A 23,355-nucleotide genomic window follows, 5' to 3' on the forward strand; every position below is an offset into this window, starting at 1 on the left:
ATCGCGCCGGTCTACCAGATCGCCTCGACCCACTCCGGGTGGTCGATGAACGGGTTCCGGTTGTGCTGGTACGTGTTGTAGATGACGTTGTTGCGGTTCTCCTCGAAGGAGTCCGGCGGGTCCTCGTCGTTCCACTGCTTGAGGACGGACAGCTTGCCGATGTACGGGTTGCTGCCGTTGCCGACGATGTCGTCGGGCTCCAGGTCGGCCTTGCCGTCGTCGCCTTCGTAGCGGACGGCCATGTAGAGGATCATGCGGGCCACGTCGCCCTTGACGGCGTCGCGGGGCTCGAAGGAGTCCGAGTCGACCTTGCTGCCACCGCTGTTGGTGAAGGTGCTGCCGCCCTCGTCGAAGTCGAGGTTGCCGCGCTTGCCGTTGACCGCCACGTCCTCCGGGCGGATGTGGTGCAGGTCCGTGCCGGGGCCGGTCGACGTGGTGAGGTCGCCGTGCGAGATCGCCCACACGTGCTCACGGTTCCAGTCGCCGCTGTCGCCGCCGTTGAGCGTCTTGCTGCGGGAGATGCCGGAGTACAGCAGGATCACGTTGCTGCTGTTGCTCGGGTCCTGGTCCGTGACCTTCAGCGCGTCCCACAGCGCCGAGTACGACAGCTTCGTCTGGCTGCTGATGATCGTGTGCAGCGAGGACTTCAGGGTCGTGCCGGTCTTTCCGACCGCGTTCTTGTAGTACGTGGCGTCGTAGGCGGTGGTGGTCGCCGAGGCCGGTGTCGCGGTGGCGGCCGGCAGGGCGAGGCCGACGAGGACGGCGGAGACGCCGAGCGCCAGTGTTTTCCATCTGCGTATCTGCGAAGCGCGCATGTGGGGGAGTCCGTTCTACGCGTGTTGATTGGTCGACACGCGTAGAGTGGCACGCGCGCGCGTTTCGGCACATGAACGGCGCGGGTCTGTTGTGTTTCTGAAATGGACATGTCATGTGTAGACACCGCGATTCGGCGTCTGCCGCTGAACTTCACGCGATTCAGGCCGAGTCCGCCCCGCGTCACCGCCGGCCCGACGGCGGCCGACCGTACGACCTCTGCAGGTCCCGCCGCCGCGCAGTGCCGGGGACCTAGGACCGACGGACGACGATTGTCAGACCTGGGCCGTAGCTTTGTTGCAGCAGGATGAAATCCGCACGCCAGCGCGTTGCATTGCTGCGAAGACCGGCGGGGGGCCGGGCAGGAGAGCGGTACACAGAGCGGAGGATCCGGGTGGCGGGGAAGAGCGGTGACGGCGAACAGGGCTGGCTGCGGCGACTGATCGGCTACTGCTGGCGGTACCGGCGCAATGTGCTGCTGGCGCTCGGGGCGTCGCTGGGCGGCATGGCCGTGACGGCCCTGGTTCCACTGGTGCCCAAGGTGATCATCGATGACGTGATCGTCGCGCACGACCGCCCGCTGATGCCCTGGGCGATAGCGCTCATCGGCGCCGCCCTGGTCGTCTACGTGCTGACGTACGTCAGGCGCTTCTACGGGGGCCGGCTGGCCCTCGACGTGCAGCACGACCTGCGCACCGACATGTTCCGCTCGCTGACCCGGCTGGACGGAGCCCGGCAGGACGAGCTCAACACCGGGCAGGTCGTCGGCCGCGCCACGAGCGACCTGCAGCTCATCCAGGGCCTGCTGTGGATGTGGCCGGTCATGCTGGGCAATCTGCTGCTCTTCGTGATGTCACTCGTCGTCATGCTGGTGCTGTCCCCGCTGCTCACCCTCGTCGCGCTGGCCGTCGCCCCCGCCCTGTGGTTCCTCGCCGGACGCAGCCGCGACCGGCTCTTCCCCGCCACCTGGTACGCGCAGGGCCAGGCCGCCGCCGTCGCCGGGATCGTGGAGGGGTCGGTCACCGGGGTCCGCGTCGTCAAGGGCTTCGGGCAGGAGCAGCAGGAGATGGCGAAGCTGGAGGGCGTCAGCGGAAAGCTGTTCGCCGGGCGGCTGCGCACCATACGGCTGAACGCCCGCTACAGCCCCGCACTGCAGGCAGTGCCCGCGCTCGGCCAGGTCGGGATGCTGGCGCTGGGCGGCTGGATGGCCACCCGGGGCCAGATCAGCCTGGGCACCTTCGTCGCCTTCTCCACCTACCTCGCCCAGCTCACCGGCCCGGTCCGGATGCTCACCATGATGCTCACCGTCGGCCAGCAGGCCCGGGCCGGCGTCGAGCGGGTCCTTGAGCTCATCGACACCGAGCCGACCCTGGCGCAGGGCAGCCGGGAGCTGCCGGGCGATGCCCCGGCGACGGTCGAGTTCGACCATGTCAGCTTCGGCTACGACCCGCTGAGGCCCGTCCTCGACGATTTCAGCCTGCGCATCGAGCCGGGCGAGACCCTCGCCGTCGTCGGTGCCTCCGGCAGCGGCAAGTCCACCGTCTCGCTGCTGCTGCCGCGCTTCTACGACGCCACTGGCGGCGCGGTGAAGGTCGGCGGCCAGGATGTCCGCGACCTGACCTTCGACTCGCTGCGCGATGCCATAGGGCTGGTGCCCGAGGACAGCTTCCTCTTCTCCGACACCGTCCGCGCCAACATCGCGTACGGCCACCCGGACGCCACGGACGAGCAGATCCTCACCGCCACCCGGCATGCGCAGGCCCATGAGTTCATCAGCAGCCTGCCGGACGGGTACGACACGGTCGTCGGCGAGCAGGGCCTCACACTCTCCGGCGGCCAGCGGCAGCGCGTGGCCCTGGCCCGCGCCATCCTCACCGACCCGCGCCTGCTGCTCCTGGACGACGCCACCTCCGCCGTCGACGCACAGGTGGAGGCGGACATCCATGACGCGCTGCGCGAGGTCATGGCTGGCCGCACCACGCTGCTGATCGCCCACCGCCGCTCCACGCTCGCCCTGGCGGACCGCATCGCCGTCATGGAGGCGGGGCGGCTGGTGGACGTCGGCACCCATGAGGAGCTTCAGGCCCGCTGCCCGCTCTACCGGCGGCTGCTCACCGATCCGGACGAACTGGGCGCGGATGTCGTGGCGCACGACCCGGCAGGGGCCGTCGCCTTCCGGGAGGCGGAGGCGGAGGCGGAGGCGGAGACTTCGGCCGCGGAGGGCGGCATCACGCCAGAGCTGTGGCAACGTGACCGGAACGAGGCCACCAGCGGCACGGGGGCCGGCGCGGGCGCCACGGTGGCCGCCGGCACCGGCGGCGGACCCGGCGGGATGGCCGCCGCCCTGGCCGGCATGCCGGCCACGCCCGAGCTCCTCGCCAAGGTCGCCGCACTGCCGCCGGCCGACGACACGCCGGACGTGGACGAGTCGGCCGCCCGCATCGCCGACAGCGACTTCGGACTGCGCAGCCTGCTGCGCGGCTTCCGCGCCCCCCTGCTGTTCAGCCTGCTGCTGGTCGCCGCCGACGCGCTCGCCGGGCTGCTGCTGCCCGTCCTGATCCGGCACGGCATCGACTCCGGCGTCCGCCAGGCCGCGCTCGGCGCGGTCTGGGCCGCCTCGCTGCTCGGCCTGCTCATCGTCCTCGGCCAGTGGGCGGCGCAGTGGGGCGCCGCCCGGCTGACCGGCCGCACCGGTGAGCGCGTCCTCTACACCCTCCGCGTCAAGATCTTCGCGCACCTGCACCGGCTCGGACTCGACTACTACGAGCGCGAGCTGAGCGGCCGCATCATGACCCGGATGACCACCGACGTGGACGCCCTGTCGACCTTCCTGCAGACCGGCCTGGTCACCGCGCTCGTCAGCCTGCTGACCTTCTTCGGTATCCTCGTCGCGCTGCTCGCCATCGACCTGCAGCTCGCGCTCATGGTCTTCGCGACCCTCCCGGTCCTGCTCGCCGCCACCTGGATCTTCCGGCGCAAGTCCGTCAAGGCCTACGAACTCGCCCGCGAGCGGGTCGGTGTCGTCAACGCCGACCTGCAGGAGCACGTCGCCGGGCTGCGCATCGTGCAGGCCTTCCGCCGCGAGGAGGGCGGCGCGGAGCGCTTCGCAGGGCGCAGCGACGCCTACCGGCAGGCCCGCCTGCGCGGCCAGTTCCTGATCTCCGTCTACTTCCCCTTCGTCCAGCTCCTGTCCAGCGTGGCCGCCGCCCTCGTCCTGATCGTCGGCGCCAACCGGGTCGGCGCCGGCACCCTCACCGCGGGCGCCCTGGTCGCGTATCTGCTCTACATCGACCTGTTCTTCTCGCCCGTCCAGCAGCTCTCCCAGGTCTTCGACGGCTACCAGCAGGCGTCGGTCTCCATGGGCCGCATACGTGAGCTGCTGCGCACTCCTACCGCGATCCCGGCCGCCGCCGATCCCCGCGAGGTCGGCTCCCTGCGCGGCGAGATCGTCTTCGACGATGTCCGCTTCCGGTACGGGCGGGACGGCGCGGAGGCCCTGTCCGGGGTGGACCTGCGGATACCCGCCGGGCAGACCGTCGCCTTCGTCGGCGAGACCGGCGCGGGCAAGTCCACGCTGGTCAAGCTGGTCGCCCGGTTCTACGACCCCACCGGTGGCGCGGTTCTGGTCGACGGCCACGACGTGCGCGAGCTGGATCCCACCGGATACCGGCGCAGGCTCGGCGTCGTGCCGCAGGAGCCGTATCTGTTCGCCGGGACGGTGCGTGACGCGATCGCGTACGGGCGGATGGACGCCACCGACGCCGAGGTCGAGGCCGCCGCGCGGGCGGTCGGCGCGCACGCCATGATCGCCACCTTCGACGGCGGCTACCTGCACACCGTCGCCGACCGCGGGCGCAACCTCTCCGCCGGCCAGCGGCAGCTGATAGCCCTCGCCCGCGCCGAGCTCGTCGACCCCGACATCCTGCTCCTCGACGAGGCCACCGCCGCCCTCGACCTTGCCACCGAGGCCCTGGTCAACCAGGCAGCCGACCGCCTCGCGGCTCGCCGCACAACGCTCGTGGTGGCCCACCGCCTGACCACGGCCGCACGCGCCGACCGCGTCGTCGTCCTCGACCACGGCCGCGTCGTGGAGGACGGCACGCACGAGGAGCTGCTGGCCCGGGACGGGCGTTACGCCTCGCTGTGGCGGGCGTTCGTCGGGGAGGACGAGAGCAGCGAGGCGGTGGCCTAGGGTTTGTCCGGCCGGGTGGCGTCGAGGCTCATCCAGCCGCCCTGCGGTTCGGGGAGGAAGATCACCCCGCCGGCCACCAGCGGCTCGGTGTCCGAGGATGTCTCCCAGGGATCGGTGCTGGTCGCCTGCGGTTTGTGGTACCAGAGCCGGTCGCCCGAGGCGTCGTCAAAGGAGGCACCGCCGCCGTTGTACGCCAGATAGAGCCGGCCCCCGGCGTGAATCGGCGGGGTGTCGACGGCCTCGGCCCCGGGCACCGGCGCGCTCCACAGCTCCGCGCGCTTGGCCGTGTCGACCGCGACGACCGACCAGTCGGCGCCGTCGCTCGCCGCGAGGTAGGCGCGGCCCCGCGACACCGACAGCTCGGCGGCGCCGACCTGCCCCGATCCCCAGCTTCCGCCCAGCCAGGTGGTGGAGCTCGCGCCCCCGGCGCCGAGCACCCGCCGGAGCACCCCGGTCCGGGTCTCCTCGCTGTTCGTCACCACGCAGTACATGACCGTCCTGCCGCCCTCGGTCAGGAGTGCCTCCGACCCCATGACGCAACCGGGCTTGAGACCGTATTCGGCGACACGCTTTCCGGACCCGGCGTCCAGCACGGTGAGGAGATCCTCCGGTCCCCCTCCGTCGTCGGGGTCCTTTCCGGAGAAGAGGTAGACCTTCCCGCCGAAGGACCGGATCGACGGCGGGTACTGGGAGGTGTTGGCGCTGCCCGGCAGGGCGGTCCACCGCCATGTGCCGGTCCGCGCGTCGACCGCGTGCACGCGGCCGCTGTGCTCGGCCACGTACACGTTGCGGCCGTCGGCCGTCAGGCGCTGGGTGAGGATCGAGGTGCGGTAACTCCACAGGTCCTTACCGCTCTTCAGGGACAGGCCCCGGATGGCGTCCCCGGTGTTGACGATGGCTGTGTCGCCGACGACGGCGGGGGAGTTCTGCCCGTACGCCGTGATCGAGGCGCGGGTCCACAGCGACTTCCCGGTCGCGGCGTCGATGCGCACGGTCGCGTCTCCCACGCACAGCAGCGAGGCTTGCGCGTACACGCAGGTGCTGTCCCGGCCGAGCGGCTTCTTCGCGGCGCCGCTCCAGGCCCGCCACCCCTCGGGCCGGCGGTCGGCGCTGTCGGTGTACGCGTAGGTGTAGGCCGAGCCTCCGGACTGCGTGGCCGCGTAGGCCCCTGCCCCCGGCGGCCGGGCCGCCGCGCTCGCGGAGGCGGAGGCCGACACGGCGGCGGACAGCGTGCCCGAGCCGGAGCCGCCCTTGCCGGCGGCGCTGCCCGACTGGTCCTGGAGCATCCCGTACAGGATGGCGCTCGTGAGCGTGGCCGTGGCCACGACGGCGGCCATGGCGACCAGGACACGGCGCTTGCGCAGACCGGGCAGGGTGGTGTCGGGGCCGGGCGAGGCCGGGCCGGTGGGGACGTACGAGGGGGGCTGCGGCCGAGGCTCGAACTGCGGCTCCGGATCCGGCTCCAGCTCTGGCTCCGGCTGCTTCTGCTGTTGCGGCGGCTCGGGCCGCGCCGGAAGCAGCGTCAGCAGCTCCGCGGCCGTGGGACGGCGGGCCGGGTCCTTCGCCAGGCAGCGGACGACCACGGACCGCAGCCAGTCCGGGACGTCGGACAGGTCCGGCTCGTCGTGGACCAGCTGGTACGCCACCGTGTACAGATCCGAAGCGGGGAACGGGGCGTGCCCGGAGGCCGCGTAGACCATCACCGAGCCGAACGAGAAGACATCGCTCGCCGGACCGATGTCGCGGGCGGCCCGGATCTGCTCGGGCGACATGAAGGGCGGGGTGCCCACCACGATGCCGGTCTGGGTGCGCACATGCGGCTCGGCGGCCCGTACGATCCCGAAGTCGATGACCCGCGGCCCGTCGTCCGCGAGCAGGACATTGGACGGCTTGAGGTCGCGGTGCACGATCCCCGCCCGGTGGATGTCCCGCAGCGCCTCGGCGAGCCCGCCCGCCAGCTGCCTCAACTCCTCCGCCCGCAGCGGCGGCCCGGCCTTGACCCGCTGGTCCAGCGGCGGCCCGGCGATGTACTGCGTGACCATCCACGGCGTCCGGGCGTCCGGATCGGCGTCGATCACCGGCGCGGTGAAGGCGCCGCTGACCTGCCGGGCCGCGTCGACCTCCTGCCGGAAGCGGGAGCGGAAGGCCGGGTCGTCGGCCACCTCGGCGCGGATCACCTTCACCGCGACCGTGCGCCCCGATGGCGACGTGCCCAGGTAGACGTGGCCCATGCCGCCTTCGCCGAGTACGCGGTCGAGTACATACCCGGGGACGAGGGGTAGGTCGTGGTTACCGGCCTGATGCATCGCGCCCCCGACGTCGGTTGTCAGACGCCCGGAGCATACCGGTACCCCGCATTGACCTGAACGCGCTCTGGCGGAGGGCGACTTGCTCCTCCTAGGTTCATGTGCGAAGCCTGTGAACCCAGGGGAGGGTGCATGCGCAAGGCGCTCAGATGGCTGCTGGCACTGGTGCTGCTGACAGGCATGGCGGGAGGCGGGGCCACCACCGCGACAGCGGCCACCGGCACCGACATCAAGGAACGGATCCTGGCGATACCCGGGATGAGCCTGATCGAGGAGAAGCCGGTCGACGGCTACCGCTTCTTCGTACTGAACTACACACAGCCGGTGGACCACCGGCACCCCTCCAAGGGCACCTTCCAGCAGCGGATCACCGTGCTGCACAAGTCCGCCGACCGGCCCACGGTCTTCTACACCTCCGGCTACGGACTCTCCACGACCCCCGCCCGCCGCGAACCGACCCAGATCGTCGACGGCAACCAGGTCTCCATGGAGTACCGCTTCTTCACCCCCTCCCGCCCCGACCCCGCCGACTGGTCGAAGCTCGACATCTGGCAGGCGGCCAGCGACCAGCACCGCATCTTCCGCGCGCTGGACGCCGTCTACCACCGCAACTGGATCGACACCGGCGGAAGCAAGGGCGGCATGACCGCCACCTACTACCGGCGCTTCTACCCCCACGACATGGACGGCACCGTCGCCTACGTCGCGCCCAACGACGTGGTGAACGACGAGGACTCGGCCTACACCCGCTTCTTCGAGCAGGTCGGCACCGCCGACTGCCGCGACCGCCTCGACGCGGTGCAGCGCGAAGCGCTCGTACGCCGCGACGAGATCGTCGCCCGCTACCAGAAGTACGCCGACGACAACGGCCTCACCTTCACCACCGTCGGCAGCGCCGACAAGGCCTACGAAAACGTGATCCTGGACCTGGTGTGGGCCTTCTGGCAGTACCACCTGGCGGCGGAGTGCGCCGACGTGCCCGCCGCCACCGCGCCGACCGACGACCTCTACACTTTCATCGACACCGTCTCGGGCTTCGACTTCTACACCGACCAGGGGCTGGAGTACTACACGCCGTACCTCTACCAGGCGGGCACCCAGCTGGGCGCGCCCACCTTCGCCACCCCGCACCTGGCCGGCCTGCTGCGCTACCCGGGCATCTACCAGCCGCGCTCCTACGTGCCGCGCTCCATCCCGATGAGGTTCCAGCCGGCCGCCATGCGCGACATCGACACCTGGGTGCGGCACCACGCCCGGCAGATGCTCTTCGTCTACGGCCAGAACGACCCGTGGGGCGCCGAGCCCTTCCACCTCGGCCGCGGCGCGTCGGACTCGTACGTGATGTGGGCCCCCGGCGCGAACCACGGGGCGAACATCTCCAAGCTGACGGCGGACGACAGGGCGCTGGCCACGGCGGAGGTGCTGGAGTGGGCGGGGGTCGCCCCGGCTCCCGTACAGGCCGATCCGGACACGGCGAGGCCACTGGCGGCGTACGACGCGGAACTCGACATGCGCAGCGAGGTTCTGGACCGGCACCCCTTCTGATGCCTGATGCCTGATGCCTGATGCCTGATGACCGATGACCGATGCCTGGTGCCCTGACTCCTGACTCCTGAAGCCTGGTCACAGCCGGCGGGCGCACCCCATGCCCGCCGGTCCCAGGCTGACGAAGAGCGCCGTCCCGGCCGGGCAGCCGGACCGCTTCGGAGCGATCGCGGTGATCCGGTATTGCGGCTTGTTCTTGCGCGTGCCGTCGCAGGCGGTCTCGCGGACCTGGCCTGCGCGTGCGGCGTATACGCAGTCGCCGGTGATCGTGCGGGGGCCGCCGCCCGATCCGGGGTCGCCCGGATGCGGGGAGTCGAGGTTGCGCATGCAGGCGTAGCCCTGGGGACGGCCGGCGGAGACGGTGAGAACGAAGTCGGTGGTCTCCGGGCACCGGTCGCCCGCACGCGAGAGAGCGGACGGGGTGGGCGAGGGCGGCAGCAGCCCGTACAGCCGGGACGTCACGCGCGCGGTGGCCGCCGGATCGGAGCAGTCCACCTCGCGATACGCGCCGACCGGATCGGCTGCCGCGCATTCGCCCTTGGCCAGGAAGACACTGTCACCCGTACTCCGCGACGGGCTGCCCGACTGCCCTGCGGCACCGCTGCCGGTCCCGCCGGGGGCGGGGGTGCAGGCGGCCAGCAGGATGGCGGCCAGCCATGCCGCGCCCAAGATCTGTCCGGAAACCGCACAAATGCGCATGCCCGCCCCCTGTGAACACCATTTGCATCCCCCGGGTGCAAATGATCCACCGCACCCTTTTCGTGAGGATACGGCGCGAGGCGGGAGGGCGTCACGCGGGCAGCAGACTCCCGGCGACGGCGATCACGGCCGCGTAATGCTGCGCGCGCAGGCAGCGGATGTTCTCGTCGCCGGTCGGTACCGCGCTGACCGTGGTCAGGCCCGGGCTGATCAGCAGAGCCGCCCCCGTAGGCCTGCAGCTCGACAGGATGTAGGCGATACGCCGCTCGCCGTGGAGGGCCGGGTGCGCGGCGAGCTGCTTGCGCACGGTGGCCGCGCCGTTGCGCGACAACTGCGAGAGGAACGCATTCAGTTCACCCGTCCGAGTGACATCGGTGCCGCGTTCGTTCGTTGTTGCCCCGTCCGGCACCCGGTCCAGCTTGGTGAAGGCCACGGTCCTGCCCGGGCCCGGTGGATCGGCCTTCTCGTTCGTCTCCTGGGCGAAGCGGGGGTTGTCCGGCAGGCTGGTCCGCGGCACTTCGAAGACCGTGACGACATGATTGGCCGCGAAGCACTCAGGCAGCGGCTGGGGCTGCTGGATCCCGAGGAACAGGCGCTGCTTCGCGTCGATGAACAGGGCCGCGTCAGTGGCCGCGCTGCATCCGGTGGTCCTCGACCATCCGACCAGCACGTTGCGCGAGAAGTCGGTCTTCGAGGCCTTGGCCGTGATCGCCTTGGCGATCTCGGGGGCGGATTTCGCGAAGTAGCCCGGGAAGCGGGCCAGATCACCCTCGCTGTCGAGCACGGTGTGCACGTCGGGCACGCTGCGGGTCGTCGTGGCCAGATGCACCAGGCGGAAGACAGCCGAAGCCGACGAGGAGGCCGACGACGAGGCCGACGCCGAAGGTGAAGACGATCCGGAAGGCGGGGCCGAAGTGGTGGGGCCGCCACCGGCGCTGTCGGAGGGGGGCGCACCGGTGGCGGGCTGCTGCCGGCCGCAGGCGGCGGAGAGGGTTGTCAGCGACGCAGCCAGCAGCGTTACCGACACCGCTCTGCGGAGACTCACCAGCAGCATGCCGGTTGGACGGGGACGGCTCGCAGTCGGTTCCATCGATGCCATCTGTCCATGGTCGGCCATCAGGCCTTTTCCGGCTCCCATCGCGCACGCAACACGCGGACCGCCTCCGTGATCGCCGGGCGCCTCGACGCCCCCGTACGCCACAGCGCGTGCAGCCTGCGCACCGGCGTCGGCTCCAGCGCCACCACGACCACACCGTCCGGCAGCGGCCCGCGCCCGAGCCTGGGCACCAGGGCGATCCCGAGCCCGGCGCCGACGAGTGCCAACTGCGTCTGGTACTCCGCCACCTGAAACGCCAGATCTGGCTCCGTGCCGGTCTCGCGCAGCGTGCGCACCAGCCAGTCGTGGCACACCGTCCCCGGCGGCTGGCAGATCCACCGCTCGTCGGCGAGGTCCTCCCGCGCGACCGAACCGCCATCGGCCGCACGCGCGGCGAGCCGGTGCCCGGCCGGCACCAGCACATCGCACCGGTCGTCACCGATCACCGCCCGCTCCAGCCCGTCGGGGGCCGGCAGCGGTGCGATGTCCCAGTCGTGCGCCACCGCCAGGTCCACCACGCCCCGCGCCACCAGGTCCACCGACAGATGCGGGTCGACCTCCATCAGCCGCAACTCCAGGGAGGGGTGAGCGGCTGTCAGTTCGGCCAGCACCCCGGGCAGCAGCCCGCACGCCGCCGTGGGGAAGGCGGCCACCGTCAGCCGTCCGGCAGGCCGGCCGCGCTGCTCCTCCAGCGCCACCTCGGCCTCCTCCACCAGCGACATCAGTTGCCGCGCGGTGGCGACCAGCAACTGCGCGGCGTCGGTCAGCGCGACTCCGCGCCCCTGCCGTTCCAGCAGCCGGGTCCGGGTCTCCCGCTCCAGTTTGGAGATCTGCTGCGACACGGCCGACGGCGTGTATCCCAGCGCGGCCGCGGCCGCACCGACCGAGCCATGCGCATGCACGGCGTGCAGCGCGCGCAGACGGGCCAGATCGAGCACGGGTTCATCACCACATTTCAGCAGGCGTTAATCCAACAGTGCAGAAATCATTGCTGGTGCTAAACACTACGCTGCCGTGAAGCTGGCCCCATGCGATCGCCGACCGCCCTGCGCCCTTCCCACCTCTGCCTCGCCGTCCTTGTCGCCGCCCTCTGGGGCGTCAACTTCGTGGTCATCGACATCGGGCTCGACCACTTCCCGCCGCTGCTCTTCTGCGCACTGCGCTTCCTCGTCGCCGCCGTGCCGGCTGTCTTCTTCGTCCCCCGCCCCAAGGTCGCCCTTCGCTGGGTCGTCTTCGTCGGACTCTCCCTCGGCGTCGCCAAATTCGGCCTGCTCTTCATCGGCATGAACCAGGGCATGCCAGCCGGGCTCTCCTCCCTCGTCCTGCAGATCCAGGCCGTCTTCACAGCGCTCCTGGCCATCACCCTCCTGGGCGAACGCCCCGGCCGCACCCGTCTCATCGGCATGGCCGTGGCTTTCGGCGGCATCGCCCTGGCCGCCGTCGACGAAGGCGCCTCGGGCCCGCTCGGCGCCTTCGCGCTGGTCATCGCGGCCGCCGCCTTCTGGGGCGTGTCCAACGTCCTCACCCGCAAGGCCGCCCCGCCCGACGCCCTCAGCTGGATGGTCTGGGTCAGCCTCATCCCCCCGCTGCCCCTGCTCGCCCTCTCCCTCCTCTTCGAGGGCCCGCGCGCGGACCTCGACGCCCTGCGCGCGCTCGACTGGAGCGGCGCCGGCGCCATCGTCTACGTCGCCTGGGTCACCACCGTCTTCGGCTTCGGCGTCTGGGGGTTCCTGCTGCGCACCTACGACGCCTCCGCCGTGGCCCCCTTCTCGCTCCTCGTCCCCGTGTTCGGCATGTCCTCGGCAGCCCTCTTCCTCGGCGAGACCGTCAGCCCGCTCCGCTGGGGCGCGGCCGTCCTCCTCGTCGGCGGCGTCGCCGTCACCTCGCTGAAGCTCAAGCCGAATCGTCCAGCAGCCGCAGCAGATGCTCCCGCCCAGACCCCAGCAGCCCGGCCAGTTCCGGCACTCCCTCGTACCAGCGCTTCTCGTACTCCCAGCACAACCAGCCGTCCCAGCCCGCCCGGCTGAGCACCTCCACCGTCTCCGCCAGCGGCAGCACCCCGGCCCCCAGCGCCAGCGGCGTCGTGTCCCCGGCCGACCCGATGTCCTTGACCTGCACGTATCCGAGATACGGCGCCAGTGCCTTGTACGTGGCGGCCGGCTGCTCACCCGCCCGCCACGTATGCATCACATCCCACAGCGCGCCCGCCCCCCGATGCCCTACCAGCCCCAGCACCCGGGCCACATCGGCGCCCGCCGCATGCGAGTCGTGGGTCTCCAGCAGCACCCGTACGCCCCGCTCGGCCGCATACGGAGCTGCCGCCGCGAGCCGCCGAGCGGCGATGACATCCGCTTCCGGACCGGCGGACGGACCGGCCCCGGGAAACACCCGTACGTACGAAGCCCCCAGATCCGCCGCGAGGTCCACATGCGCACGGATATCCGTCAGCACCGGCTCGTCGTCGCCGGGCGCCGCGGCCTTCGCGTACGACGCGATTCCCGTCACCTCGATCCCGGCACGGCCGAACTCGGCGGCTGCCTCCGCCCTCTGAGCAGCCGTCAAACCGACATGGACAGGCTCCTCATCGCCCGCCGCCCGCAGTTCCACCCCGTGGAACCCGTGGCCGGCGGCGAGCCGCGCCACGTCATGAACCGGAAGACCAGGTACGCCGAGAGTCGAGAACGCGAGCTTCACGCGGCGGACGCTACAGCACGAGCCGCCAGTCCTGGCCGATCAGATCCTGCCCGAAACTGTGGTGCGGCTCCTCCTTGACCAGCTCGAAGCCCGCCTCCTGATAGATCCTGCGCGCCGCGACGAGCACGTCATTCGTCCACAGCACCAGCTCCCGGTACCCCGCAGCCCGCGCGAAGCCGACACACTCCTCCACCAGCCGCTTTCCGATCCCGTGCCCCCGCGCCCCGGGTTCCACCAGTAGCAGCCGCAAACGGGCCGTCTCCGGAGAGCCGTCCCTCACGCACATCACCCACCCGGCCGGCTCGCCGTTCAGCTCCGCCATCCACGCCGCCTCGTGCTCCGGGTCGAAGTCCGCCGCGAAGTCCGCCACGATCCGCGCCACCAAGGCCTCGTACTCGTCGTTCCAGCCGAACTCCGTGGTGTACACCTGCGCATTGCGCTGTATGACCCACCCCAGATCCCCGGGACGCGGCTTGCGCATGCGTACTTCGGCCTGCGGCCGCCGCGCGTCCCCCAGCACCTCGCGCACCGTACGCATCGCCTCTGTCAGCCGCCGCCGTTCCTCGGCCGCCAGCCCACCCACCATCACCGCGACCGCGTCCTGCGCACGCTCATCCAGCAGTGCCGCCGTCTCCCGGCCGCCCCCGGTCAGCTCGACCCGCTGCCGCCGCGCGTCCTGCGCGGACTGCGTACGGCTCACGAGCCCCCGCTCCTCGAACTTCGCCAGCATCCTGCTCAGCTGGCCCGCGTCCACGGACAACTCGGTCCGCAGGTCGGCGGCGTCCATCCCACTGCTGCGTGCGAGCTCGTACAGCACGCGCGCCTCGGTCAGCGTGTACGGCGTGTGCAACTTGCGGCTGTAATCCAGAGCGCCGATCAGGTTCGTGTAGAAGCGGTTGAACTCACGGATCTCCTGCACGGGCCCCACCTCCCGATACCTTTGACTCTGTCAAAGGTATCGTCTCAACCGGTGGTCGCCAATGGCGCGGAGGGTCCGACCCAGGTACTCGCGGAAGGCGCAAGCCCTAGGCGGCGCCTCCAGTGCCGACGACACGCGGCGCCGCCGTCGAAGCCCGCACCATCAGCTCCGTGCGGACCGTGGCCACCCCACCCGGCGGCGGAGCCTGGCGCCCCATGACCAGCCGCCCCGCCCGGGCCCCCGCCTCCTGCAGCGGAATCCGTACGGTGGTGAGCGCCGGTACCGCGTCCACGCTGAACGGCAGGTCATCGAAGCCCGCCACCGAAACATCCTCCGGAATCCGCAGCCCCTGGTCCCGCAGTGCCGCGCAGACGCCGAGCGCGACCGTGTCGTTCGCGGCGACGACCGCCGTGAGCCCGGGCTCGCGCCGCAGCAGCTCCAGCGCGGCGTCGTAGCCGGAGGACCGGTCGTAGTAGCCGTGGACGGTGAGCCGTTCCTGCTGCTCCGGCGAGCCGCCGAGCCCCGCCTCGGCCAGGGCCGCGCGGTGCCCTTCGAGCCGGTGCCGGGTCGTGGTGCGCTCGGCGGGCCCGGCGACGTATCCGATCCGGCGGTGCCCGAGCCCCAGCAGATGCTCGGTGAGGCGCTGGGCGCCGCCACGGTTGTCGAAGGCCACTGTTATGACCTCCTCCGCGAGCGGTGTCAGCGGCGGCCGCCCGCACAGCACGATCCGCGTACCGGAGGCGGCGAGCCGGGCCAGCCGGACGGCGACGGCCGCGGTGTGCTCGGTGCCCTCCACCGCGCCGCCGGTCAGGACGACGCCGGCGGCGCGCTGCCGCTCGAGCAGGGTGAGGTAGTTCAGCTCGGCCTCGGGGGAGCCGCCGGTGTTGCAGACCACGGCGAGCTTGCCGCCGACGGGGGAGTCCGACTCGCTGATCTCGCCCTGTACGGCGCTGGCGATCAGTCCGAAGAAGGGGTCGGCCACGTCGTTGACCAGCACTCCGACCAGGTCGGAGGTCGAGGCCGCCAGTGCCCGGGCGTGCCCGTTCACCACGTAGTCCAGGTCTTCGACGGCCCTCAGCACCCGCTCCTTTGTGCTGCCCGCGACGGGATAGTTGCCGTTGAGTACGCGCGACACGGTCGCCGCGGACACTCCGGCGCGCGCTGCGACGTCGGCCAGGGTCACTGCCATCGCTTCTGATCCTCCGGGTCGATCTCTACCCGGGCCCTCCGCCCGTAGCGGCACATGCTCTCACCTCGCGGGCCCGGCCAGGGAGCGGCCTGCACGCGGGGCCTTGTCGGACGGCCGCGGCACGCCTAGGGTCACTCTACGTGCAAGCGCTTACTGTCGAGGCCGAGGAGCCGCCCGTGCCAGCCGCCCCCGCCCCCCGAATCCGTGCCGCCGTCGTCGGCACCGGCGCCATCGTCAGCGACTCCCACCTGCCGGCGCTACGGGTCCATGCCGACCGCGTCGAGCTCGTCGCGGCGGTCGACATCGACACGGACCGGCTCAAGACATTCTGCGAGACCGCCGGTCCCGGCGTCACCGGCTACACCGATCTCGACGCCATGCTCGCCACGGAGCGCCCGGACCTCGTCCTCATCGGCACCCCGCCGGCCTTTCACCGCGATCAGACGGTCGCCGCGCTGCGCGCCGGGGCCTGGGTGCTGTGCGAGAAGCCGCCGTGCCTGTCGCTCCAGGAGTACGACGAGATCATGGCGGCGGAGGGGACGGAATCGGGACCGTACGCCGCCATCGTCTTCCAGCACCGCTTCGGCTCGGGCGCCGTTCACGCCCGTGAGCTGCTCGCCGCCGGTGAGCTCGGCGCCCCCCGCGTCGTCCACTGCCAGACGACCTGGCACCGCGACGCCGCCTACTACGCCGTCCCCTGGCGCGGCACCTGGGCCAGCGAGGGCGGCGGGCCCGCCATGGGCCATGGCATCCACCAGATCGACCTGATGCTGGACCTGCTCGGCGACTGGGAGGAAGTGCGGGCGATGGCCGCCCGCCTCGTCCACGACGTGGAGACCGAGGACGTCTCCGTCGCCACCGTCCGCTTCCCGGGCGGCGCCCTCGGCACCGTCGTCAACAGCGTCCACTCACCGGATGAGGTGAGCCGAATCCGTATCGACTGCGCGGACGCGACCGTCGAGCTGACACATCTGTACGGCCACCGGAACGGAGACTGGCGCTACACACCGGCTCGCGCAGTCGCCTCCGACCACGCCCGCGTCGAGCGCTGGCGCACCCCCGCCAACGACGTCCCGAGCTCGCACATCGCCCAGATCGGTGAACTTCTCGACGCGATGGCGCAGCGCCGCCGGCCGCGTGCGTCGGGCCTGGACGGCAGGACAAGCTTGGAATTCGTGGCCGCGCTCTACAAGTCCGCGTTCACCGGGCAGCCGGTACACAAGGGCGAGATCGGCCCTGGCGACCCGTACTACAGCCACCTGCACGGGGGGCACCCGCAGTGGGCCCCGAAGCAGTTCGAACCGAAGCCGGAGGAGGCCTCATGAGCGACCCGATCCGTGTCACCCACATCCACGGCGAGCAGATCTCGGTGGAGGCGGCCGGCGTCGAGGTCCTGCGGTACGTCTACCGGCCCGATCCCGTCGCCTTCGAATCGCGCAAGCCCTACGCGCACCCGCTGCGCACCCTTGCCGGGCGGACCGTCACGGCCTACCGGCCCAACGACCACCGCTGGCACAAGGGTCTCCAGATGACCGCGAGTCACCTGTCCGGGCAGAACTTCTGGGGCGGCAACTCCTATCTCTCCCCCGAGCAGGGCTACGTGGAGGTGCCCGAGCGGATCGGCTCGATGCGGCATGACGGCTTCGAGGCGATCGAGGCCGAGGGTGACCGCCTGCGCATCGGCGAGCGGCTGAGCTGGCTCGCGAACAGCGGCGAGCACTATGCCGACGAGCGCCGCGAGCTGGTCCTGCACTCGTTCGACCAGGCCGAAGGCGCCTGGGTCCTCGACTGGTCCATCCACCTCACGAACGCGAGGACCGAGCCCTTGCGTTTCGGCAGCCCGACGACCGCCGGGCGGGAGATGGCGGGTTACACCGGCCTCCACTGGCGCGGTCCCCGTGACTTCACCGACGGCACGGTGCTCGCCGGCGGTGGCCTCACGGGCGAGCCGCAGACCATGGGGCGCCAGGCGCCCTGGCTCTCCTTCAGCACGCTCCACGACGAGGTCGACGCGTCGTCCACGCTCGTCTTCGCACACGCCCCGGAGAACGCGGAGGCCATCCACGAGTCCCACTGGTTCGTACGCGAGCAGCCGACCCCGACCGTCGCCATCTCCTGGGCCTTCCACGAGGAATTCGAACTGCCGCCCGGCGAGTCCTTCGCCTACCGCTACCGGATCGTCGTCGCCGACGGCGCCTGGGACGCGGAACGCACGGAGGCCTATCTGAAGGGCCTGCCGTGGTAACCCCCCGGCCTCCGCTGCCGGGGGCGGTGGGTCTGTCGCATCTGCGGCCGTACGACTGGGAAGCGGCCGACGGGGTGTGCGGGGGAAGCCCGCACATGCATCTGGCCTGCACCGAGGCGTACGTCGTGACCGGAGGCCTCGGCTCCGTCCAGACCCTGACCGTCGGCGAGGGGTACCGCGACACCCCGCTGGAGGCAGGCTCCCTGGTCTGGTTCACCCCTGGCACCGTCCACCGCATGGTCGAGGGCGACGGTCTGCGCGTCACCGTCCTCATGGAGAACTCGGGCCTCCCCGAGGCCGGCGACGCCGTCTTCACCTTCCCGGCCGACCTGCTGGCCGACCCCGAGGCGTACGCGCGTGCCGCGGCGCCCCCTGCCGACGCGTCCGCCGCCCGGCGGCGCCGTGACCTGGCCGTCGAGGGCTACCTCGTCCTCCGGGCCGCTCTGGCCGATGGCGACCCCAAGCCGCTGCTCGAATTCCACCGCGCCGCCGCCCGCCTCGTCGCCCCCAAGGTCCCTTCCTGGGAGGCACCCTGGCGCACGGGTCCCCTCGCCGCCGCCCAGCGCACCGGCGCACACCTCGCCGCCCTCGCGGGCGCAGACCCCGCTCATCTCGCCGCCGCGGTCGTCGCGGTCACGGGCCCCTCGCGGCGCGACGGCTACGGCATGTGCGGGCGCAGGGACGAATACACGCTGGATGCGCCGTAGCAGTCACAAGCGCTTGCCCACGGCCATGGACCCTTGTCGAACTCGTTCGACCCCGGTTACTCTGAGCAGTAAGAAAGCGCTTGCTATCGGCCCGGGGCCGGTCGATCGAGAGGAACCCCACGTGACACGCAAGACAGTGCGGATCGCCATGAACGGCGTCACCGGCCGCATGGGCTACCGCCAGCACCTCGTCCGGTCGATCCTCGCGATCCGTGAACAGGGCGGGCTGGACCTGGGTGACGGCACGACGCTGTGGCCCGAGCCGATTCTCGTGGGCCGCCGGGAGTACGCGCTGCGCGCGCTCGCGGAGAAGCACGGGCTGGACCCGGAGCTGGTCTCCACGGACGTGGACGCGGTCCTCGCCGACCCGACCGTGGATGTCTACTTCGACGCGCAGGTCACCGCCGCCCGTGAGGAGGCGATCCGGAAGGCCATCGCCGCCGGCAAGCACATCTACACGGAGAAGCCGACGGCCACCGGTCTGGAGGGCGCGCTGGAGCTCGCCCGCCTCGCCACCGCCGCAGGCGTGAAGCACGGGGTCGTACAGGACAAGCTCTTCCTCCCGGGCCTGCTCAAGCTGAAGCGACTGATCGACGGCGGATTCTTCGGGCAGATCCTCTCCATCCGGGGCGAGTTCGGATACTGGGTGTTCGAGGGCGACTGGCAGGCGGCCCAGCGGCCGTCCTGGAACTACCGGTCCGAGGACGGCGGCGGCATCGTGGTCGATATGTTCCCGCACTGGGAATACGTGCTGAACGAGCTGTTCGGCCGGATCCGCACCGTGCAGGCGCTGACCGCGACGCACATCCCGCAGCGCTGGGACGAGCAGGGCAAGCCGTACGACGCGACGGCCGATGACGCCGCCTACGGCATCTTCGAGCTCGACGGCGGCGCGATCGCCCAGATCAACTCCTCCTGGGCGGTCCGGGTCAACCGCGACGAGCTCGTCGAGTTCCAGGTCGACGGCACGCACGGCTCAGCCGTGGCCGGCCTGCGCAACTGCCGGGTGCAGCACCGTTCGGCGACGCCGAAGCCGGTGTGGAACCCGGACATCCCGGCGACGGAGACATTCCGTGAGCAGTGGCAGGAAGTCCCGGACAACGCCGAATTCGAGAACGGCTTCAAGGCGCAGTGGGAGCTCTTCCTGCGCCACGTCTACCTCGACGAGCCCTACACCTGGGACCTGCTGGCCGGCGCCCGCGGCGTGCAGCTCGCCGAGCTGGGCCTGAAGTCCTCGGCCGAGGGCCGCCGTCTCGACGTGCCGGAGCTGAGCCTGTGAGCATCCTCCTTCCTCTGGAGAACGGCGAGCTGTACGCGTACGAGCCACGCACGGAGCCCGCGTCGTACGCCACCGGGGCCACCCGAGCCGATGGCCCGCTGCGCAGCCGGATCGTCTATTCGGCCGCCCACGTCGTCGCCGACCCGTTCCGCACGGCCCCGGACGAGCCGGCGGCCGTGGACTGGGACGCCACCCTGGCCTTCCGCCGCCATCTGTGGGCCAACGGGCTCGGCGTGGCCGAGGCGATGGACACCGCGCAGCGCGGCATGGGCCTGGACTGGGCGGGCGCGGCGGAGCTGATCCGCCGGTCGTCCGCCGAGGCGAAGGCGGTCGGCGGGCGGATCGCCTGCGGCGTGGGCACCGATCAGCTGACCGGGCCCGCCGCGACCCTGGCCGAGGTCACGGCCGCGTACGAGGAGCAGCTGGCCGTCGTCGAGGAGTCCGGCTCGCAGGCCATCCTGATGGCCTCGCGCGCCCTGGCGGCGCTGGCCAAGGGGCCGGAGGACTATCTGGAGGTCTACGGACATCTGCTGCGCCAGTCGGCCGAGCCGGTGGTCCTGCACTGGCTGGGCCCGATGTTCGACCCGGCACTGACGGGTTACTGGGGCAGCGAGGACCTGGACGCGGCGACCGACACGTTCCTGGAGGTGATAGCGGCCCACCCGGACAAGGTGGACGGCATCAAGATGTCGCTCCTGGACGCCCAGCGCGAGATCGACGTGCGTCGCCGCCTGCCCAAGGGCGTGCGCTGCTACACCGGGGACGACTTCAACTACCCCGAGCTGATCGCGGGCGACGAGCAGGGCTTCAGCCACGCCCTGCTCGGCATCTTCGACCCGCTGGCCCCGGTCGCCGCCGAGGCCGTGCGGGTCCTGGACACCGGGGACAAGGACGGCTTCCGGGCCCTGCTCGACCCCACCGTGGAGCTGTCCCGCCACCTGTTCGGTACCCCGACCCGCTATTACAAGACCGGTGTCGTCTTCCTGGCCTGGCTGGCCGGCCACCAGTCGCACTTCACCATGGTCGGCGGTCTGCATTCGGCACGCTCCCTTCCGCACCTGGCCCGGGCGTACGAACTGGCCGACCGGATCGGCCTGTTCCCTGATCCGGCACTCGCCGGGTCCCGGGTCCGGCAGTTTCTTTCTGTGTACGGAGTGTGACAGTGAGCACTGACAATCGGGATCTGAGCCGGCTCAGCATCAACCAGGAGACGGTCAGGCAGCTCTCCATCCCCGAACTGGTGGAGGGCGTCACCGCCCTCGGCATCACCGGCATCGGCCTGTGGCGGGCACCCGTCCAGGAGTACGGGGTCGAGGCGGCGGCGAAGCTGGTGCGGGACGCCGGGCTGACCGTGACCTCGCTGTGCCGGGGCGGCTTCTTCACCGCCTCCGACCCGGACGAGCGCGAGGCGGCTCTCGCCGACAACCGCACGGCCATCGACGAGGCCGCGACTCTCGGCACCGACACCCTCGTCCTGGTGTCGGGGGGCCTCCCGGCCGGTGACCGCGACATCGCGGCCGCCCGTGAGCGCGTGGCGGACGCCATCGCCGAACTCGCCCCGTACGCGGGCGAGCGGGGCGTACGGCTGGCGATCGAGCCGCTGCACCCGATGTACGCGTCCGACCGCTGCGTCGTCTCCACGCTCGGGCAGGCGCTGGGCATCGCCGAGCGGTTCCCGGCGGAGCAGGTCGGCGTGGTCGTGGACACGTATCACATCTGGTGGGACGACCAGGTGGCCGAGCTGATCGCCCGGGCGGGTGCGGGGGGCCGTATCGCGTCCTTCCAGCTCGCGGACTGGATCACTCCGCTTCCGGAGGGGGTGCTGCTCGGCCGCGGCCAGCTCGGCGACGGCAGCATCGATCTGCGCTGGTATCGCGAGCAGGTCGACGCGACCGGTTTCGGCGGGGCCATCGAGGTGGAGATCTTCAACCCGCGCCTGTGGGAGAAGGATGGTGCCGTGGCGCTGGCGGAGATCGCCGAGAGGTACTGCGAGCACGTGCTCTGACCTGCCCCTGACCTGCCCTTGAGCCGGTTCCGGACTGGTGCTGAGAAATTTCTGAAATTTCTTTGGCGAGGTGTGCAACCTTCCTGGGCGCACATGGGTCGTACATGTCATCAGGCCCCGGAGGGGGCTCGCAGGGGCCTGATGCTGGGGGGAGAAAGCGGTGGCCGGAGGGGGGCTCGGGGCACCGCATTAGGGAGGGGAACGCCTAAGGGGTCCGGCTCAGCCGGACCCCTTTCGCCTTGCCCGGCAGCCTTGCCCAGCGGCTTACGCGCGGGCCCGCCTCGCGAGGACGGTCGCCGTCACGGGGAGGATGATCTCCAGCGCCCCGGCGACCGCCTCCACCGGCAGCCCCTGTTTCTTCGCCACCGCCCTCGCCGCAGGCTCGGCCACCTTCCCCAGGACCGCGCCGACCAGCTCGCTCCCGACCGTGTCGGCGCCCGAGCGGGGCTCGGGCTCCATGGCCGCCTGCGCGATGGCCTGGCAGAGCTCCGCCGTGCCGCCCGGTGTCAGGGAGTCGTCGGTCAGCACCCCGGTCAGCGAGGCCACGGAGCCGCTCACGACGTGCCGCGCGGCGTCGGCGTCGGCATGGAGCAGCCCGGCGATGTCGTCGAGCCGGTCGTCACCCAGCTCGTCCAGCACCTCGTCCTTCAGCGGTCGGTCGGTCATGTTCCGGACGGTACGCGCGAAACGCCCGTTCGGCCCGCCGACCGCCTCCGTAAGGATGTACGACCCTCACCGGGCCGACGCGGTCACCGCCTCCACCTCTTCCAGGGTGGGGTAGGACTCCTGCGCCCCCGCCTTGGTGACGGCGGCGGCCCCGACCCGCACCGCGAAGCGCGCGGCGGTCTCCAGGTCGTCGCCGGCGCCGAGCCGCCACGCCAGGGCGCCGGTGAAAGCGTCTCCCGCGCCGGTCGTGTCGACGGCCCGCACGCGCATGCTGGGAATGCGTACCGCACCGTCCTGATCCGCGACCAGCGCACCGGCCGCGCCCAGGGTGACGACCACCGAGCGCGGGCCGAGGGCAAGCAGGGCCGACGCCCAGTCCTCCGGGGTCTCCCCGGCATCCTCGCCCAGCAGGAAGCGGGCCTCGTGCTCGTTGACGACCAGCGGGTCGCAGGCTGCGAGCACCGCGACCGGGAGCGGTGCGGGCGGCGACGGGTTGAGGACGACACGCGCATGCGTGGTTTCGACCACGGCGACGACCGTCGGCAGGGGGATCTCCAGCTGCAGCGACACGACCCGGGCGGCCGTGAGCAGCCGGTCCGCAGCGCGCACGTCCTCCGGCGACAGCCTTCCGTTCGCACCCGGCGACACCACGATGCTGTTGTCGCCGCTCGGGTCCACCGTGATCAGCGCGACCCCCGTCGGTGCGCCGCCGGTCAGGAGTGTGGCCGTGTCGACGCCGGCCGTCCGCAGTGAGTCCGACAGCAGGCTGCCGTGCGCATCGTCGCCGACCCGGGCGAGGAGCGCTGTGCGCGCGCCGAGGCGGGCGGCGGCGACGGCCTGGTTGGCGCCCTTGCCACCGGGATGGGTGACCAGGTCGGTGCCGAGGACCGTCTCGCCGGCCGCCGGACGGCGGTCGACGCCGATCACCAGGTCGGCGTTGGCCGACCCCACGACCAGCAGGTCGTAGCCGTGCATCGAAGCTTCCTTACGGTCGCGGGTA

General features: G+C 71.4%; 18 protein-coding genes and 1 pseudogene. 9 read left to right on the plus strand and 10 right to left on the minus strand.

The annotated features are described in order from the left end of the window. Positions 1-11: 11 nt before the first annotated feature. Positions 12-815, minus strand: a complete 804-nt coding sequence (locus OG607_RS29405) for an endonuclease I family protein (RefSeq protein WP_405729885.1) — start codon at positions 813-815, stop codon at positions 12-14. A 392-nt stretch (positions 816-1,207) separates the two neighbouring features. Here OG607_RS29405 and OG607_RS29410 point away from each other — a divergent pair, with 392 nt between their 5' ends. Continuing rightward, positions 1,208-5,005: an ABC transporter ATP-binding protein gene (locus OG607_RS29410; protein ID WP_405729888.1), complete on the plus strand. Its 3,798-nt coding sequence runs from the start codon at positions 1,208-1,210 to the stop codon at positions 5,003-5,005. On the opposite strand, the gene OG607_RS29415 is transcribed toward OG607_RS29410, so the two are convergent. Next, positions 5,002-7,311, minus strand: coding sequence for a protein kinase domain-containing protein (locus OG607_RS29415; RefSeq protein ID WP_405729891.1), 2,310 nt, complete (start codon positions 7,309-7,311; stop codon positions 5,002-5,004). The genes OG607_RS29410 and OG607_RS29415 overlap by 4 nt on opposite strands. 132 nt (positions 7,312-7,443) lie before the next feature. On the opposite strand from OG607_RS29415, the gene OG607_RS29420 reads away from it, so the two are divergent. Beyond that, on the plus strand, positions 7,444-8,856 hold the full coding sequence (locus tag OG607_RS29420) for a S28 family serine protease (protein WP_405729894.1): 1,413 nt from the start codon (positions 7,444-7,446) through the stop codon (positions 8,854-8,856). A 78-nt stretch (positions 8,857-8,934) separates the two neighbouring features. Here the strand turns inward: OG607_RS29420 and OG607_RS29425 are convergent, their stop codons facing one another. From OG607_RS29425 to OG607_RS29435, 3 genes are all read right to left on the minus strand, one after another. Continuing rightward, a complete protein-coding gene (locus OG607_RS29425) occupies positions 8,935-9,555 on the minus strand; it encodes a hypothetical protein (protein ID WP_405729897.1) in 621 nt (206 codons plus the stop codon). Between the two features lie 91 nt (positions 9,556-9,646). After that, positions 9,647-10,600 (minus strand): hypothetical protein, encoded by a 954-nt coding sequence (locus OG607_RS29430; RefSeq protein ID WP_405729900.1) that lies wholly within the window; start codon positions 10,598-10,600, stop codon positions 9,647-9,649. A 71-nt stretch (positions 10,601-10,671) separates the two neighbouring features. After that, positions 10,672-11,589, minus strand: coding sequence for a LysR family transcriptional regulator (locus tag OG607_RS29435; protein ID WP_405729903.1), 918 nt, complete (start codon positions 11,587-11,589; stop codon positions 10,672-10,674). 108 nt (positions 11,590-11,697) lie between these two features. Between OG607_RS29435 and OG607_RS29440 the strand changes: the two genes are divergently transcribed. Then, a complete protein-coding gene (locus OG607_RS29440) occupies positions 11,698-12,678 on the plus strand; it encodes an EamA family transporter (protein ID WP_405737134.1) in 981 nt (326 codons plus the stop codon). On the opposite strand, the pseudogene OG607_RS29445 reads toward OG607_RS29440, so the two are convergent. From OG607_RS29445 to OG607_RS29455, 3 genes and pseudogenes are all read right to left on the minus strand, one after another. Next, positions 12,668-13,345: pseudogene (locus tag OG607_RS29445) on the minus strand (sugar phosphate isomerase/epimerase family protein); the annotation flags it as partial. The gene OG607_RS29440 and the pseudogene OG607_RS29445 overlap by 11 nt on opposite strands. Positions 13,346-13,355: 10 nt before the next feature. Then, the gene (locus OG607_RS29450; protein WP_405729906.1) at positions 13,356-14,264 is read right to left on the minus strand and encodes a GNAT family N-acetyltransferase; all 909 of its coding nucleotides are present in this window, start codon (positions 14,262-14,264) and stop codon (positions 13,356-13,358) included. Between the two features lie 106 nt (positions 14,265-14,370). After that, positions 14,371-15,453 (minus strand): LacI family DNA-binding transcriptional regulator, encoded by a 1,083-nt coding sequence (locus OG607_RS29455; protein WP_405729909.1) that lies wholly within the window; start codon positions 15,451-15,453, stop codon positions 14,371-14,373. A 176-nt stretch (positions 15,454-15,629) separates the two neighbouring features. Here OG607_RS29455 and OG607_RS29460 point away from each other — a divergent pair, with 176 nt between their 5' ends. The 6 genes from OG607_RS29460 (at position 15,630) to OG607_RS29485 (ending at position 21,689) form a co-directional block, all read left to right on the plus strand. After that, positions 15,630-16,778, plus strand: a complete 1,149-nt coding sequence (locus OG607_RS29460) for a Gfo/Idh/MocA family protein (RefSeq protein ID WP_405729912.1) — start codon at positions 15,630-15,632, stop codon at positions 16,776-16,778. Then, on the plus strand, positions 16,775-17,698 hold the full coding sequence (locus OG607_RS29465) for a PmoA family protein (protein WP_405729915.1): 924 nt from the start codon (positions 16,775-16,777) through the stop codon (positions 17,696-17,698). Before OG607_RS29460 ends, OG607_RS29465 begins: the two co-directional genes overlap by 4 nt. Before the next feature lie 26 nt (positions 17,699-17,724). Then, positions 17,725-18,405: a cupin domain-containing protein gene (locus OG607_RS29470; protein ID WP_405729918.1), complete on the plus strand. Its 681-nt coding sequence runs from the start codon at positions 17,725-17,727 to the stop codon at positions 18,403-18,405. Between the two features lie 121 nt (positions 18,406-18,526). Next, the gene (locus OG607_RS29475) at positions 18,527-19,684 is read left to right on the plus strand and encodes a Gfo/Idh/MocA family protein (protein WP_405729921.1); all 1,158 of its coding nucleotides are present in this window, start codon (positions 18,527-18,529) and stop codon (positions 19,682-19,684) included. Beyond that, positions 19,681-20,844 (plus strand): dihydrodipicolinate synthase family protein, encoded by a 1,164-nt coding sequence (locus tag OG607_RS29480; RefSeq protein ID WP_405729924.1) that lies wholly within the window; start codon positions 19,681-19,683, stop codon positions 20,842-20,844. The genes OG607_RS29475 and OG607_RS29480 overlap by 4 nt, the downstream gene beginning before the upstream one ends. A 2-nt stretch (positions 20,845-20,846) precedes the next feature. After that, positions 20,847-21,689 (plus strand): sugar phosphate isomerase/epimerase family protein, encoded by an 843-nt coding sequence (locus OG607_RS29485; protein ID WP_405729927.1) that lies wholly within the window; start codon positions 20,847-20,849, stop codon positions 21,687-21,689. Between the two features lie 264 nt (positions 21,690-21,953). Here OG607_RS29485 and OG607_RS29490 read toward each other — a convergent pair whose 3' ends face one another. Both OG607_RS29490 and OG607_RS29495 read right to left on the minus strand, forming a co-directional pair. After that, positions 21,954-22,355, minus strand: a complete 402-nt coding sequence (locus tag OG607_RS29490) for a DUF937 domain-containing protein (RefSeq protein ID WP_405729930.1) — start codon at positions 22,353-22,355, stop codon at positions 21,954-21,956. A 66-nt stretch (positions 22,356-22,421) separates the two neighbouring features. Continuing rightward, positions 22,422-23,330: a ribokinase gene (locus tag OG607_RS29495; RefSeq protein ID WP_405729933.1), complete on the minus strand. Its 909-nt coding sequence runs from the start codon at positions 23,328-23,330 to the stop codon at positions 22,422-22,424. Positions 23,331-23,355: the final 25 nt, after the last annotated feature.

This window comes from Streptomyces sp. NBC_01537 (assembly GCF_045040445.1).
Taxonomy (GTDB): Bacteria; Actinomycetota; Actinomycetes; order Streptomycetales; family Streptomycetaceae; genus Actinacidiphila.

What these genes read in the sequence shown, in the direction of transcription:
- OG607_RS29420 (WP_405729894.1), top strand. Translation starts at nt 7,444, where the DNA reads ATGCGCAAGGCGCTCAGATGGCTGCTGGCACTGGTGCTGCTGACAGGC.
- OG607_RS29455 (WP_405729909.1), bottom strand. Translation starts at nt 15,453, where the DNA reads ATGGCAGTGACCCTGGCCGACGTCGCAGCGCGCGCCGGAGTGTCCGCG.
- OG607_RS29490 (WP_405729930.1), bottom strand. Translation starts at nt 22,355, where the DNA reads ATGACCGACCGACCGCTGAAGGACGAGGTGCTGGACGAGCTGGGTGAC.
- OG607_RS29405 (WP_405729885.1), bottom strand. Translation starts at nt 815, where the DNA reads ATGCGCGCTTCGCAGATACGCAGATGGAAAACACTGGCGCTCGGCGTC.
- OG607_RS29495 (WP_405729933.1), bottom strand. Translation starts at nt 23,330, where the DNA reads ATGCACGGCTACGACCTGCTGGTCGTGGGGTCGGCCAACGCCGACCTG.
- OG607_RS29415 (WP_405729891.1), bottom strand. Translation starts at nt 7,311, where the DNA reads ATGCATCAGGCCGGTAACCACGACCTACCCCTCGTCCCCGGGTATGTA.
- OG607_RS29425 (WP_405729897.1), bottom strand. Translation starts at nt 9,555, where the DNA reads ATGCGCATTTGTGCGGTTTCCGGACAGATCTTGGGCGCGGCATGGCTG.
- OG607_RS29465 (WP_405729915.1), top strand. Translation starts at nt 16,775, where the DNA reads ATGAGCGACCCGATCCGTGTCACCCACATCCACGGCGAGCAGATCTCG.